This is a genomic window from Actinoplanes rectilineatus (assembly GCF_000962825.1).
Taxonomy (GTDB): Bacteria; Actinomycetota; Actinomycetes; order Mycobacteriales; family Micromonosporaceae; genus Actinoplanes; species Actinoplanes rectilineatus.
On the sequence record NZ_JZKF01000138.1, the window covers coordinates 1 to 13,900 of the forward strand.

Annotated in this window: 12 protein-coding genes and 1 pseudogene; 10 read left to right on the top strand and 3 right to left on the bottom strand. The window is 72.6% G+C overall.

Translation table 11 applies throughout. The annotated features are described in order from the left end of the window. Positions 1–396: 396 nt before the first annotated feature. Positions 397–1,032, bottom strand: coding sequence for an HAAS signaling domain-containing protein (locus tag WH85_RS44280; RefSeq protein ID WP_045748217.1), 636 nt, complete (start codon positions 1,030–1,032; stop codon positions 397–399). Positions 1,033–1,298: 266 nt separating this feature from the next. Here WH85_RS44280 and WH85_RS44285 point away from each other — a divergent pair, with 266 nt between their 5' ends. After that, positions 1,299–2,183 carry an ABC transporter substrate-binding protein gene (locus WH85_RS44285; RefSeq protein WP_045748218.1) on the top strand — a complete coding sequence of 295 codons (885 nt, stop codon included), beginning with the start codon at positions 1,299–1,301 and terminating at the stop codon, positions 2,181–2,183. Positions 2,184–2,359: 176 nt separating this feature from the next. Continuing rightward, the gene (locus WH85_RS44290) at positions 2,360–2,959 is read left to right on the top strand and encodes a hypothetical protein (RefSeq protein WP_045748219.1); all 600 of its coding nucleotides are present in this window, start codon (positions 2,360–2,362) and stop codon (positions 2,957–2,959) included. Positions 2,960–3,012: 53 nt separating this feature from the next. On the opposite strand, the gene WH85_RS44295 is transcribed toward WH85_RS44290, so the two are convergent. Next, positions 3,013–3,780, bottom strand: a complete 768-nt coding sequence (locus tag WH85_RS44295) for a CDP-alcohol phosphatidyltransferase family protein (protein WP_211275636.1) — start codon at positions 3,778–3,780, stop codon at positions 3,013–3,015. A gap of 83 nt (positions 3,781–3,863) precedes the next feature. Here WH85_RS44295 and WH85_RS44300 point away from each other — a divergent pair, with 83 nt between their 5' ends. From WH85_RS44300 to WH85_RS44320, 5 genes and pseudogenes are all read left to right on the top strand, one after another. Next, positions 3,864–4,838, top strand: coding sequence for a zinc-dependent alcohol dehydrogenase (locus tag WH85_RS44300; RefSeq protein WP_045748220.1), 975 nt, complete (start codon positions 3,864–3,866; stop codon positions 4,836–4,838). Positions 4,839–4,899: 61 nt separating this feature from the next. Beyond that, entirely contained in the window at positions 4,900–5,298 is a 399-nt protein-coding gene (locus WH85_RS44305) for a 6-pyruvoyl trahydropterin synthase family protein (protein ID WP_045748221.1), read from the top strand. Beyond that, a complete protein-coding gene (locus WH85_RS44310) occupies positions 5,295–6,344 on the top strand; it encodes a glycosyltransferase family 4 protein (RefSeq protein WP_083449735.1) in 1,050 nt (349 codons plus the stop codon). The genes WH85_RS44305 and WH85_RS44310 overlap by 4 nt, the downstream gene beginning before the upstream one ends. After that, positions 6,341–7,108, top strand: coding sequence for a class I SAM-dependent methyltransferase (locus tag WH85_RS44315; protein ID WP_045748223.1), 768 nt, complete (start codon positions 6,341–6,343; stop codon positions 7,106–7,108). Before WH85_RS44310 ends, WH85_RS44315 begins: the two co-directional genes overlap by 4 nt. A gap of 51 nt (positions 7,109–7,159) precedes the next feature. Then, positions 7,160–8,119, top strand: a pseudogene (locus WH85_RS44320) (lysylphosphatidylglycerol synthase transmembrane domain-containing protein); the annotation flags it as partial. Positions 8,120–8,364: 245 nt separating this feature from the next. Here WH85_RS44320 and WH85_RS44325 read toward each other — a convergent pair. Continuing rightward, the gene (locus WH85_RS44325; protein ID WP_045748227.1) at positions 8,365–9,057 is read right to left on the bottom strand and encodes a RibD family protein; all 693 of its coding nucleotides are present in this window, start codon (positions 9,055–9,057) and stop codon (positions 8,365–8,367) included. Positions 9,058–9,165: 108 nt separating this feature from the next. Between WH85_RS44325 and WH85_RS44330 the strand changes: the two genes are divergently transcribed. Genes WH85_RS44330 through recQ form a run of 3 tightly spaced genes read left to right on the top strand, consistent with a single transcriptional unit; the run spans position 9,166 to position 13,743 of the window. Next, entirely contained in the window at positions 9,166–9,837 is a 672-nt protein-coding gene (locus WH85_RS44330; RefSeq protein WP_045748224.1) for a GTP cyclohydrolase II, read from the top strand. A gap of 50 nt (positions 9,838–9,887) precedes the next feature. Then, on the top strand, positions 9,888–11,819 hold the full coding sequence (locus WH85_RS44335) for a SpoIIE family protein phosphatase (protein ID WP_245674359.1): 1,932 nt from the start codon (positions 9,888–9,890) through the stop codon (positions 11,817–11,819). A gap of 49 nt (positions 11,820–11,868) precedes the next feature. Next, a complete protein-coding gene (recQ, locus tag WH85_RS44340; protein WP_245674360.1) occupies positions 11,869–13,743 on the top strand; it encodes a DNA helicase RecQ in 1,875 nt (624 codons plus the stop codon). Positions 13,744–13,900: the final 157 nt, after the last annotated feature.

Consider the following 13,900-nt stretch of genomic DNA (forward strand, 5'->3'; position numbering starts at 1 on the left):
ACGACGGCCGAACAAGACCAGCCGCCCACCACGGCTCAACCAGAAACCCACAACAACCACAGACGACGGCCGAACAAGACCAGCCGCCCACCACGGCTCGGAAGCGGGCGCCGATCGACCGCCGACAACGGCTGAGCCCATCGAGCCGCCGACGACGGCTGCCCAAGGGACGAAACTCAACCGCAGACGACGGCAGGAGCGGCGCGGCCGTCGTCTGCGGTAGCCGTCTGCACACCACGCGACTGACGAGGGCCGGACAACGCGAACAGCAACGACACCGGCAGGCCACCAACGCACTCGAGCTGAGCGGCATTGCGGCACAGCGAGCCGTCGCGCACGGCACAGCGGCAGCAGTAACGACGGCACCAGTAACGACGGCACCAGCCGAGTGGTTCGTCAGGCCGGATGGGCACCTGAACGGCGCATCGACGTGAGCAGCATCAAGCCGGCGGCCACCGAGCCCGCGCAACCGGCCAGGTAGATCAGGAACACGCCGAGGCCGCTGAACAGTGGTACGCCGGCGACCAACAGCACGAAGAGCATCGCGCCGAAGCTGGAGCCGGTGGTCAGCATCCACCCGGCCGCCTTCTGCTCGGGTGTCCACCGGGGGGAGCCGGCGATGAGCAGCATGGCGGCGGTGGGGCTGACCACCGGCAGGACGAAGGTGATCGCCAGCAGCAGGGTGAGCGCGATCGGTTCGCCGCCGGCGACCGGTCCCGGCGTCGGGGGCGCGCCCGCCGGTCCGCTGGTGAGGCCGGCCGCAACGGCATCGGCGGCGAGGGACGGCGGCAACCGCAGGTGGGTGGGGAGATTTCCGCGCCGTACCGCCTCGACGAGCTGCTCCGGCGGTCCGAGCCGGGCCAGTAGTTGCCCCGCATCTCCGGACAGGTCGCGACGGACGGCCGTGTAGCGGGCGACCGTGTTCATCAACTCGTCCCGGGCGGCCGGCGGCAGGTCCTCGCCGGCGGCCCAGAGCGCCGCCAGGTAGTCCAGGACGATCGTGTCGGTGTGCTCCTGCGTTCCGGTGTGCATGGTGGTGGGCCCTCCCCGCTGATCGGCCGCGTGTCTCCGCGCTGCCGACAGCCTTCCGCCCGCCACCCCCTGATCACATCGGACCGGGGACGGAATCGCCGTGCCGCGCCTCCACCTTTCGGCCGACGACCCGGCGGGAGACGGCACGCCGGGGCACAGGAAGCAGGGCGGCGGGTGACGGCACGCCGAGACTGAGGGACGCCGAGACGGAGGGGGAAGCAGGGCAGCGGGAGACGAGTCGAAGACGCGACGAGCAGAATCGAGGGATGCGACTGGTCTCCCTGCTTCCGTCGGCCACCGAGATCGTCTACGCGCTGGGGCTGGGTGACGACCTGGTCGGGGTCACGTTCGAGTGTGACGAGCCGGCCGAGGCCCGCGCCACCAAGACCGTGGTCGTCGGCGGCCGGGACACCCGGGGGATGACGCCCGGCGAGATCGACGGGTACGTGCGGGCCCGGATGGCTGCCGGCGACGACCTGTACACGCTGCACGCGGACGCCCTCGCCACCCTGGCGCCCGAGCTGATCATCACGCAGGACCTGTGCCGGGTGTGTGCGCTGCCGTCCGGTCACGTGGACGAGGCCCTGGCGCATCTGGGGTGCCGGGCCGACGTGCTGTCACTGGATCCTTACACGCTCGCCGAGGTGCTGGCCACGTTCGAGCAGGTGGCCCGCGCTTCCGGCGTACCAGAGGAGGGCCGGAGGCTGACCGCCCGGCTGGAGCGGCGGCTGGCGGCGGTGGCCATGCGGGTGGCCGGACGCCCGCGGCAGAGGGTGACGGTGGTGGAGTGGGTGGATCCGCCGTTCGGTGCGGGTCACTGGGTGCCGGACATGGTGCGGGCGGCCGGTGGGGAGCCGGTCGCGCACCGGGGCGGCCGGCGGTCGGCGGCGACCTCCTGGGCGGAGTTGGCCGCGCCCGGGCCGGATGTGGTGCTGGTGACGCCGTGCGGTTTCCACCTGGACGGCGCGGTCGAGCAGGCCGCCGCGGTGGTGCCGCATTTCCCGGGCGCCGCGGTGTGGGCGGTCGACGGTGACGGTCTGGTGGTCCGCCCGGGGCCACGTCTGGTCGACGGGGTGGAGGCGATCGCCGCGATCCTGCACCCGGACGCCGTTCCCCCGGCCCCGCCCGGTTCGATCGCCCGTGTGCGCTGACCATTACGGAAAGCAGCCACCACAGAAATCAGCCACCACGGAAAGCAGCCACAACAGGAAGCAGCCACAACAGGAAGCAGCCACCGGGGAGGCGGTTACCCAGGAAAGCAGCCCCCGCCGCGGCGCAAGACCGGGGAAAAGCCTCCCGCCTGCGCCGACGCGGCGATGATGTACCGGTGCTGGGCAAGTGGCGGAAGAAGCGCGACGACCCCGTCGACGAGGGGCGTGTCCGGTTTCTGCAGGATCGGCTGCACCGGCACGGCGACGCGGCGGTGGTCGGTGAGCTGGCCGGGTTGCTCGGTGCCACCGGCCGGTTCGGGGATCTGGCGCTGGCCGCCGACCGGGCCGCCCGGCTCGGCGACGGGAACGCGTTGTTGCTGCTGGACCAGCTCTCCGCGGCGCAGTTCGGCACCGCCGTGCAGCAGTTGGAGGAGCACGCCGGTGATCCGCGCACGGCCGGGGCGCTGGCGACCGTGCTGCACCGGCGGGGCCTGGCCGACCGGCTGCTCGGCGGTACGGCCAGCAGTGATTTCTTCGCGGTGATGCGGGCCGCCGATCAGTTGATCGAGAACGGTCACGAGGACGAGGCGATCGAGATCCTGATCGGTCAGGCGGCGCGCGGGGGGACGCTCGACTGGAACGCCGCGGAGAAGGCGATCCGGGTGATGCTGGATCGTGGTTCGGTGCAGAACGCGCTGGGCAGCCTGGCACGGCTGGCCGATCTGGGTGAGGTGCGGGCGGCGGAGTGGCACGACCGGCTGTCCCACCGGGCCTGAGAGACGGGGCATGCCCGGATCGTGACGGCCCGGGCATGCGGTGGAGCGGCTCCTCAGCGGGTGGCGAGTGCGTGGGCCCGCGGCGCCGACCAGCGGCTGCGGGCTTCTTCGAGGGCTCGCGACGTGCGGTACAACCAGCCGATGTCGCGGCCGAACGACCAGGTCAGCGATCCGAGTGCGACGACCAGGGCGGCGACGGCGAGCCAGGTCGGCAGGAGTCCGCTGACCACGACGGCGAGCATCACACCCTGCTGGGCGGCGACCACCTTGCGGCCGAACTTGGGCGGCAGCGGGGCGTTGAGCCACGGCATCGCCCAGGACGCGGCGACGAACGCGTACCGGAACGCGCCGATCGCCAGGGCCCACCAGCCGTATTCGGCGGCGGCGGCGAAGCTGAGGGCCAGGATCAGGAAGGCGTCGACCTCCATGTCGAACCGGGCGCCGAGGGCGCTGGTCGTGCCGGTCCGGCGGGCCACCTGGCCGTCGACGCCGTCCATGGCCAGGGCCACCGCGGCGATGCTCACGACGAGCAGTGCGGGGGCGTGGGTGAACGAGAAGATCAGGGCGGTCACGCCGCCGGCGAGGATCGCGCGGCTGAGGGTGACCAGGTTCGCCCAGCCGATCCACGTGACCCCGGCGCGGCGCATGGCCGCGTCGAGCAGGCCGCAGAGGACCGCGCCGTAGACCATCCCGGCCACCCATCCCGTCGCGCTGAGCCCGGTGGTCGCGGCCAGAACGGCGAGGAGGAGGAGCTGAGCCCCGAACCCGGCCAGCGGGGCCCGGGACGGACCCGTCGTGGTCGTGGCGGTACTGATGGTCACCGTTCCTCCTGGACGTAGGGTCTAGCTGCTGTCCCCGATTGACACGCTCAGCGGGGGCTTTCGGTTCACAGAAAGGTCCACCATTGTCAGAAACTGCCCGTGCCTTCTGGTTGGCTTGCCCGGGATCGGGGGAGATACGCACGGCTTCCGTGCCCGATCCGGGTGACGGTGATGTGGTGGTTCGCACACTCCACTCGGGGGTGAGCCGGGGCACCGAGACGCTCGTCTTCCAGGGGCGGGTGCCGCAGAGCCAGTGGCCGGTGATGCGGGCGCCGTTCCAGGAGGGTGACTTCCCGGGCCCGGTGAAGTACGGCTACCTGAACGTCGGCGTGGTCGAGGCCGGGGTGCCGGAGCTGGTCGGCCGGACCGTTTTCAGCCTGTTCCCGCACCAGACCCGGTTCGTGGTGCCGGCGAGTGCGGTGACGGTGGTGCCGGCGGGTGTGCCGGCGGCCCGGGCGGTGCTGACCGGCACGGTGGAGACGGCGGTGAACGCGGTGTGGGACGCGCATCCGCAGATCGGCGACCGGATCACCGTGGTCGGCGGTGGCATGGTCGGCGCGTCGGTCGCGGCGGTCCTGGCCGGGCTCCCGGCCACCGACGTCGAGCTGATCGACATCGACCCCACTCGGGCGGATCTCGCCAAGTCACTGGACATCCGGTTCCGGCAGCCGGCGGACGCGACCGTGGACCGCGACCTGGTGATCCACGCCTCCGCCACCGAACAGGGTCTGACCACGGCATTGAACATCCTGCGCACCGAAGGCACCGTCGTCGAACTCAGCTGGTTCGGCGATAAACGGATAAGTCTTCCTTTGGGCGAGAATTTCCACTCGAAGCGGCTCACCATCCGCAGCAGCCAGGTCGGCGGCATCCAGCCCCAGCGGCACCGCGACTACGCCGAACGCCTGGCCGTCGCCCTCGACCTGCTGACCGACCCGAGATTCGACGCCCTGATCACCGGCCACTCGGACTTCGGCGACCTCCCGGCGGTCCTCCCCCGGATCGCCGACGGCTCACTTCCCGCGTTGTGCCACGTGATCGATTACCCGGTGAATTGATCTTTCTACAGCGGGTATCCGTAGTCACCACCCGAGAACACCGTAGCGAGGAGAAAAGCCCTTGTTCAGCGTCACCGTCCGCGACCACATCATGATCGCGCACAGCTTCTCCGGCGAGGTCTTCGGACCGGCCCAGCGCCTGCACGGCGCCACGTTCGTCGTGGACGTCACGTTCCGCCGCCCGGAGCTCGACGACGACAACATCGTGGTGGACATCGGCAAGGCGAGCGAGCAGCTGCACACCATCTGCCAGGGGCTGAGCTACCGCAACCTGGACGACGACCCGGAGTTCACCGGCGTCAACACCTCCACCGAGTTCCTGGCGAAGGTGATCGCCGACCGGATCGCGGTGCGGGTCAAGGCGGGCGAGTTCGGCCGCGGCGCCTCCGGCCTCACCGGTCTCGAGGTCAAACTGCACGAGTCGCACATCGCCTGGGCCAGCTACGAGCGGATCCTGTGAGTCGTGCGCTGATCGCGGTGCTGCCGGGTGGGATCGACGACCCGGCGGCGCCGAGCGGCGGCAACCGTTACGACCGCGAGGTGCTCCAACGCCTGGCAGATCACGATCAAAGGCTTGCGGGGGTACGCGAGAAAGCACTCCCCGGCACCTGGCCCCGCCCCGGGGCACACGCGCGGGACGCCCTGTCCACCGTCCTCGCCGAGGCAGCGGACGGCACGACCGTCCTGCTCGACGGTCTCGTCGCCTGCGGTGTCCCGGAGCTGCTCGAACCGCACGCCGGCCGGCTGCGCCTGGTGATCCTGGTGCACCTGCCGCTCAGCGACGAGACCGGGCTCGCCGAGTCCGAGGCCACCGAGCTGCGCGCCCGGGAACGGCGGGCCCTGCACCTGGCGACCACCGTGGTGGCCACCAGCGCCGAGGCGGGCCGCCGCGTCGAACGGATGCACGGCCTGCCCCGGGTGCGGGTGGCCGCCCCCGGCGTCGACCCGGCGCCGCTCGCCACGCCCTCCCCGGACGGCCACCGGCTGCTCAACGTCGCGTCGCTGACCCCGCGTAAGGGCCAGGACGTGCTGCTCGCCGCGCTGGCGCAGCTCGGCGACCTGACCTGGGAGTGCACGTTCGCCGGGGCCGGGCCGGTGCCGCGGGCCCCGGACCACACCGGCGTGCTGCACTTCCGTGGCCCGCTCGGCGGCGACGACCTGGCCGCCGCGTACGCGAACGCCGACCTGTTCGTGCTGCCGTCGCGGGCCGAGACGTACGGGATGGTGGTCACCGAGGCGCTGGCCCGCGGCATTCCGGTGGTGGCGAGCGCCGTCGGCGGCGTACCCGAGGCGCTCGGTACGACACCCGGCGGTGAGCCGCCCGGTGAGCTGGTGCCCCCCGGCGATCCGGAGGCCCTGGCCACCGTCCTGCGCGCCTGGCTCACCGACCCGCAGCTGCGCGCCCGCTGGCGTGACCGGGCCCGGGCCCGGCGCGCGACCCTGACCGGGTGGGACGACACCGCCCGGCGACTGAGCGAGATCCTGACGGACGGAGAGTCAACATGACCGGAGAGTTCAGCCCCGACTGGCTGGCCCTGCGCGAGCCGGCCGACGCCGCCGCCCGGGCCGGCGACCTGATCGCCGCGCTGCCGGCCGGCATCACCGAGATCCGCGACCTGGGCTGCGGCACCGGTTCGCTGGGCCGCTGGCTGGCCCCGCAGCTGCCGTCGCCGCAGGTCTGGATCCTCACCGACCGGGACCCGCGGCTGCTGGAGATCGCGGCGGACCGGATGCCGGACGGGGTGAGCGTCGGCGTCGACGAGCGGGACGTGACCGCGCTCACCGCGGACGACCTGGCCGGCACCGGTCTGGTCACCTGCTCGGCGCTGCTCGACCTGCTCACCGCCGGCGAGGTGGAGGACCTGGTCGCGGTGCTCGCGCAGGCCCGGACCAGCGCCCTGTTCACCCTTTCGGTGACCGGCCGGGTCCGGTTCGACCCGGCCGACCCGCGCGACGCCGAGGTCGAGGCCGCGTTCAACGAGCACCAGCGGCGTGAGGAGACCGGCGGCCGGCGGCTGCTCGGGCCGGACGCCCCGGCGTTCGCGGCGGCCGCGTTCGAGAAGGCCGGCGCCCGTGTGCTGGTCCGCGACACCCCCTGGCAGCTCGGGCCGGAACTGCCCGAACTGACCGCGGAGTGGCTGCGCGGCTGGACGGGGGCGGCCCGCGAACAGCGCCCGGACCTCGACCTCGATGACTATCTCGAGCGGCGGCTGTCGTCTCTGCCACACGCTTCCGTGGGACACCAGGATGTTTTAGCGATCTTCGAGTGAACCTTGCCCCGCGCGCCGGGCGTACTAATCCCCAGAAGCTACGAGGGGACGATGGACGTGACGCGATCGATCTGGGCCTGGGCCCGCCTGGTGGGCGGTGCCGCCATCCTGGCCGCGGTGCTGTGGAAGCTGGGCACCGGCGCGTTCCTGGACGGCCTGCGGGTGCTCGACGCGAACGCTCTGGTGGCGGCGCTGGTCATCGGTGCCGCCACCACCGTGTTGAGTGCCTGGCGGTGGTGCCTGGTGGCGCGCGGGCTGGGCATGCCGATCTCGCTGCGGGGTGCGGTCGCCGACTACTACCAGGCGCTGTTCCTCAACGCGGCCCTGCCGGGCGGTGTGCTCGGCGACGTCGACCGGGCGGTGCGGCACGGCAAGGGCTCCGGTGACCTGGGCCGTGGCGTGCGGGCCGTGGTGCTCGAACGCACGGCGGGACAGATCGTGCTGCTGGTCGTGGGGGCCGCGGTGCTCCTGCTCGTACCCTCACCGGTGTTGGCCCTGATCCAGGCGCACGGACCGACGGTGGCCGCGGTGACCGTGGGAACCGCCCTGGCCGGCGTTCTGGCCCTGATCGTGCTGCGGCGCATGCGGCGCGGCACCTCCCGGGCGGCCGGGGCGGCCCGCACCGGACTGGCCGAGATGCGGGCCGGCCTGCTGTCCCGGCGGACCGGTCCCGGCGTGCTGCTGGCCTCGGCCGCGGTGCTCGCCGGGCACCTGGCGACGTTCATGGTGGCGGCACGGGCGGCCGGTAGTGGCGCCGCCCTGCTGACCCTGGCGCCGCTGCTGCTGCTCGCCCTGCTGGCGATGGGCCTGCCGGTGAACATCGGCGGCTGGGGTCCCCGCGAGGGCGTGATGGCCTGGGCGTTCGGCGCCGCCGGCCTGAGCGCGTCGCAGGGCCTGACGATCGCGGTGGCCTACGGCCTGCTGGCCTTCGTGGCGGCGGCTCCCGGCGCGGTGATCGTGCTGGTCCGGACCGTCTCCCGGGTGCGGTCCCGCGCGGTCGTCCCGGCCGGCGCCCCGGCTCTCGCGGTGCCGGCGCTGCCCGTCGCACCGGTTCTCCCCGTCGTGCCGGCGCTGCCCGTCGCGGCTCCCGCCCTCGCGTTCCGGATCGCCGCCACCACGCCGGTCTCCCCCGCACCGGCCATGGCGGCCCGGCCCATCATCATCCCGGCGGCGGTCCCGCCGGCCCGCCGCGCCACGATCCGGGCCGGGGGTCGCAAGCCCGCACTCACCGGTGGTGTCGCGGCTTGAACGACCCGTCAGGGCATGCCGAAACGGTCGGAAAGCGCATATCTCAGCAGCACCACATCGCCGATCTGGCGCACCTCGGCGAGAATGGCCCGATGATCGGGTCCCCAGCGGAAGTCGCCGTCGTGCACGAACCTGGGTGCCCGCGCGTCACCGACGAAGAACGGCGCGACCACCAGCTGCAGTTCGTCGGCGATCCCCGCGGTGAGGAACTGGGTGTGCATCCGGCCGCCGCCCTCGACCATCAGCCGGCGCACCCCGCGCACGCCCAGGTCGTCCGCGACCCGGGACACGTCGACCGGATCGCCGCCGTCCACCACCGTCGCGGCCGCCCCGAGCAGGTCCCGGGCGGCCAGCACCCCGGGCGACGCGCAGTAGACGAGTTTCGCCGACGCGCCGGTGGTGAAGAACGCGGCCGCCGGATCCAGGTCGCCGCGGCCGGTCACGGTCACCTTCACCGGGTCGGCCGGCTCGCCCCGCGCCACCCGGTCGGCCCGGCGCTGCGCCGACCGCACCAGCAGGCGCGGATCGTCCTGGCGGATGGTGCTCGCCCCGACCAGGATCGCGTCGACCCGGGACCGTTCCTCGTCGACCCGGTCGAAATCGGCGTCGTTGGAGAGCAGCAACCTGCGCTCGGACGCGTCGTCGAGGTAGCCGTCGAGAGACATGCCACAGCTCAGCAAGATGTAAGGACGCTCAGCCACCGCTCACCCCGGGTCGAAGTTGTCGCCCTGCCCACGATATCCGCAGGATTCGACGGCCGATCTCCGGGCAACGGTGCTGAGCACAGCGGTGACCAATGAGGAGGACCGATGTATACAACTGAGGCCGGGACGGCGGCGGTAACGAAGGCGTCCGTCCGGCGGCAGGTCACGGTGCCGCTGCGATTCCCCGACGGCTACTCCACCACCGCCCGGGTGATGACGTTCGACGGTCTGGACGACGGCAAGGAACACCTGGCCCTCGCTCTCGGCGACTGGCAGCGGGCCCTGACCAAGTCGGCGGCCGGCGGGCGGGCCCCGCTGGTCCGCCCGCACAGCGAGTGCCTGACCGGGGACGTCTTCGGCAGCCAGCGCTGCGACTGCGGGCCGCAGCTGCGCGAGGCGGTGGAGCGGATCGCCGAACAGGGCGGTTTCCTGCTCTACCTGCGCCAGGAGGGCCGCGGGATCGGGCTGTACGCGAAGCTCGACGCGTACGCGCTGCAGGACGACGGGCTGGACACGTACCAGGCGAACGTGGCGCTGGGCCGTGGCGAGGACGAGCGGGACTACACCGCGGCGGCACAGATGTTGCTCGCCCTCGGCGTGGACCGGGTCCGGCTGCTCAGCAACAACCCGGACAAGGCCGCCCAGTTGACCGGTCTGGGGATCGACGTGACCCAGCGTGTGCCAACCGGCGTGCACCTGTCCGCGGCGAACGTACGCTATCTGAGCGTGAAGGCGTCACACACCGCGCACACGATCGATCTGCCCCTGGCCGAGTGACGTCCGGCGCTTTCCCGCGGACGGTCCGGCAGGATGAGATGGTGACGGGTGTGAGCGTTCCGGACTCTGGTGAGCTGAATCCCGGCGAGCCGGCAGCGATGGCCGCCGCCGTCGACCAGTTGCCCTTCATCCTCGCCGTGTGCCAGGGACCGGAGCTCGAGCTGGTCGCGTGCAACGCGGCCACCCGGGCCGTCCTGCCGGGCCGTGACGTGATCGGCCGGCCGATCCGCGAGGTCATCGCCGACCTCGCCGGCCAGCAGTTCGTCGACGCGTACTACGAGGTGTACCGCACCGGCCAGCCGATCGCCGGCCGGCAGTGGCGGGCGCACCTGGACCTGCCCGACGGTTCGGTCCACGAGATGTTCGCGACCTTCACCATCGTGCCGTGGCGGGACGCGGACGGCGCTCTGCGCGGGGTGATCGGGGCCGGGTTCGACGTCACCGACCTGGCCCGGTCCGGTCAGGCCGCCGAGGCCGAGGCCGAACAGCTGCGCCGGCGCTACGAACAGAGCCGTGACGTGATCACCGCCCTGCAGAAGGAGCTGCTGCCGCCCGGCGTGCCGGTGCTGCCCGGTCTGCACATCGCGGCCAGCTACCTGCTCGCCGACGCGGACACCGCCGCCGGCGGGGACTGGTTCGACGCGGTGGCCCGCCCGGACGGCCGGGTCGCGCTGGTCGTCGGCGACGTGGTCGGCCACGGTGTCACCGCGTCCGGGGTGATGGGCCAGCTCCGGGCGGTGCTGCAGGAACGCCTGGACGCAGGGGCCGCCATCGGCGAGGCGCTGGCCGCCGCCGACCGTCTCGCCCAGCGGGTCCGGGCCGCCCACGCCGCCACCGTGTGCCTGGCGCTGCTCGACCCGGCGACCGGCGAGGTGGAGTACTGCACCGCCGGGCACCCGCCACCGCTGCTGGTCCCGGCGACCGGTGGCAGCCGCTACCTCGCGGGCACCGGCGGGATGCCGCTCGGCACCGGCGGCACGTTCCCGGTGCGGACCACCCGGATCGGCGTCGGGGACCTGCTGCTGCTCTACAGCGACGGGATCCTGGAACGCCCCGGCAGCGGACCGGACAGCGCCGAGGAACTCGCCCTGGTCGCGGCGGACGCGGCAGCCGGGCGGGCGCTGCACGCGCCGACGTCGACGGCGCCGGAACGGGTCTGCACCCAGACCCTGGAACTGCTCGTCCGGGCCGGTGGCCACGCCGACGACATCACCCTGCTGGCGGCTCAGCGGGTTCCGGTCGTACCCGAACTGGTCCTGGAACTGCCGGCCGAACCGGCCGCTCTGCGCGGTGCCCGTGCCCGGCTCGCCACCTGGTTCACCGCGGTGGGCGCCGCCGAACACGACGTGTTCGTCCTGCAGCACGCGATCGGCGAACTGGCCACCAACGCCATCGAGCACGCGTTCGGCGGCACCTTCGGCAAGGACGTCATCGCGGTACGGGTCGCCCTGGACGCCACCGGCGTGGTCGAGGCGTCGGTCGCCGACCACGGCGGCTGGCAGGTGCCGGAACGCCGGCCGACCCGCGGCCGCGGCCTGGCGCTGACCGCCCAGCTGGTGCAGAGCCTGCGCGTCGAACCCGGTGCGAACGGCACGGTGGCCACCCTGCGGCACCCGCTGACCCGCCCGGCCCGGCTGCTCGCCCGTTTCGACGAGCCGCTGCCGGCCGTCCCGGCGGCCGCCGAACTGACCATCGCCGAGCTGCCCGGCGGCGACGAGGCCCAGGTGCGGCTGGCCGGCGCGGTGGACGCGGCGTCCGCCGCCCACCTGCGCCAGGAACTGCTGCGCCGCAGCCGCGGCGGCACCGTGCCGATGACCATCGACCTCACCGACGTCAGCCTGCTGGCCAGCGCCGGGGTGTCCGCCCTGCACCTGGTCGCCGAGAGCCACGGCGAGGACGCCCCGCTCACCCTGATCGCCGTGCCGGGCAGTCCGGCCCGGGAGATCCTCGACCTGGTGGGCCTGCCCGGGGTCACCCCATAGATATCCACAGGGTGAGCTGATCTTGATGGCGGGTCTCTACTATCGCGGGGTGACTTCGCCGGTTCCCCCGCTCTCCGTGTCCACCGCCACCGACGCCCTCAACCGGGTCTTCGGCTACCCCGCGTTCCGGGGGCAACAGGGCGACATCGTCGAGCACGTGATCGCCGGTGGCGACGCCCTCGTGCTGATGCCGACCGGCGGTGGCAAGTCGCTGTGCTACCAGATCCCGGCGCTGGTCCGGCCGGGCACCGGCGTGGTGATCTCGCCACTGATCGCGCTCATGCAGGACCAGGTCGACGCGCTGCGCACCCTGGGCGTGCGGGCCGGGTTCCTCAACTCGACCCAGGATCTCGACGAGCGCCGCCTGGTCGAGGCCGAGTTCGTCGCCGGCGAGCTCGACCTGCTCTACGTCGCACCGGAAGGCCTCGGCACACCCGGAGTGCAGCGCCTGCTCGACCGGGGCACGATCTCGCTGTTCGCCATCGACGAGGCACACTGCGTCGCACAGTGGGGCCACGACTTCCGGCCCGACTACCTCAACCTGTCGATGCTCCACGAACGCTGGCCCGACGTGCCGCGGATCGCCCTGACCGCGACCGCGACCCCGGCCACCCGCGACGAGATCGCAACCCGGCTGCAGCTCACCGGCGCCCGGCACTTCACGGCCAGCTTCGACCGGCCCAACATCCAATACCGCATCGTCGGCAAGAACGCACCCAGCAAACAACTGCTCGACCTGCTCCGCAGCGAACACGCCGGGCACTGCGGCATCGTCTACTGCCTGTCGCGGGCCTCGGTGGAGAAACACGCGTCGTTCCTCACCGAGAACGGGATCCCCGCTCTGCCGTACCACGCCGGGCTCGACGCCCGGACCCGCGCCGCCAACCAGGCACGGTTCCTGCGCGAGGACGGCCTGGTGATGGTCGCGACGATCGCGTTCGGGATGGGCATCGACAAGCCCGACGTCCGCTTCGTGGCCCACCTCGACCTGCCGAAATCGGTGGAGGGCTACTACCAGGAGACCGGGCGCGCCGGGCGCGACGGGCTGCCGTCGACGGCCTGGTTGGCGTACGGGTTGCAGGACGTGGTCCAGCAACGCAAGATGATCGACGGTTCGGACGGCGACGCGGCCCACCGGCGCAACGCGGGCCGGCACCTGGACGCGATGCTGGCCCTGTGCGAGAGCGTGACCTGCCGGCGCGAACAACTGCTGTCCTACTTCGGTCAACAGGACACCGCCCCGACGTGCGGCAACTGCGACGTGTGCCTCAACCCGCCGGAATCGTGGGACGGCACGGTGCCCGCGCAGAAACTGCTCTCCACGGTGTTCCGCCTGCAGAAGGAGCGCGGCCAGAAATTCGGGGCCGGCCAGTCCATCGACATCCTGACGGGCAAACGCACCGACAAGGTCACCCAGTTCCGGCACGACGAGCTGACCGTCTTCGGCATCGGCGCCGACCTGCGCGAGGCGGAGTGGCGTGGCGTGGTCCGGCAACTGTTGGCGGGCGGGTTCCTCGCGGTCGAGGGTGAGTACGGCACGCTGGTCCTCACCGACCGCAGCGGCGAGGTGCTCCGCGGCGAACGCAAGCTGATGATGCGCCGCGAGACGGCGGCCCCGAAAGCGGGCCGTTCCAGCGGTGGCAGCCGGGGCGGTTCGGGCGGCCGGGCGGCGGCCCCGCCGGTGGACCTGCCGGAGGCTGCGGTCCCGGTCTTCGAACGGCTGCGGGCGTGGCGCGGGTCGGTCGCCAAGGAGCAGGGCGTCCCGGCGTACGTCATCTTCCACGACGCGACGCTGCGGGCGATCGCGGCGTTGAGCCCGCGGACGATGGACGAGTTGGGGACGGTGAGCGGGGTCGGCCAGAGCAAGCTGACCAAGTTCGGTCAGCAGGTGCTCGACGCGGTGGCCGAGGCCGGCCCGGAGTGAGGTTCAGCCCGGTCCCGGTGGTCGTGCCGGGGCCGGGGTGCCGGATTCCTGGGGCGCTGTCCGGTGCTGGAGTCACGCCTTCTCGGTCCGGGGCCGGAGCCACACGTTCTCGGTCCGGGGCCGGAGCCACACGTTCTCGGTCCGGTGCCGGAGCCAC

Coding starts and splice junctions, on each gene's coding strand:
- WH85_RS44280 (WP_045748217.1), bottom strand. CDS start 1,032: ATGCACACCGGAACGCAGGAGCACACCGACACGATCGTCCTGGACTAC.
- WH85_RS44285 (WP_045748218.1), top strand. CDS start 1,299: ATGCGACTGGTCTCCCTGCTTCCGTCGGCCACCGAGATCGTCTACGCG.
- WH85_RS44315 (WP_045748223.1), top strand. CDS start 6,341: ATGACCGGAGAGTTCAGCCCCGACTGGCTGGCCCTGCGCGAGCCGGCC.
- WH85_RS44330 (WP_045748224.1), top strand. CDS start 9,166: ATGTATACAACTGAGGCCGGGACGGCGGCGGTAACGAAGGCGTCCGTC.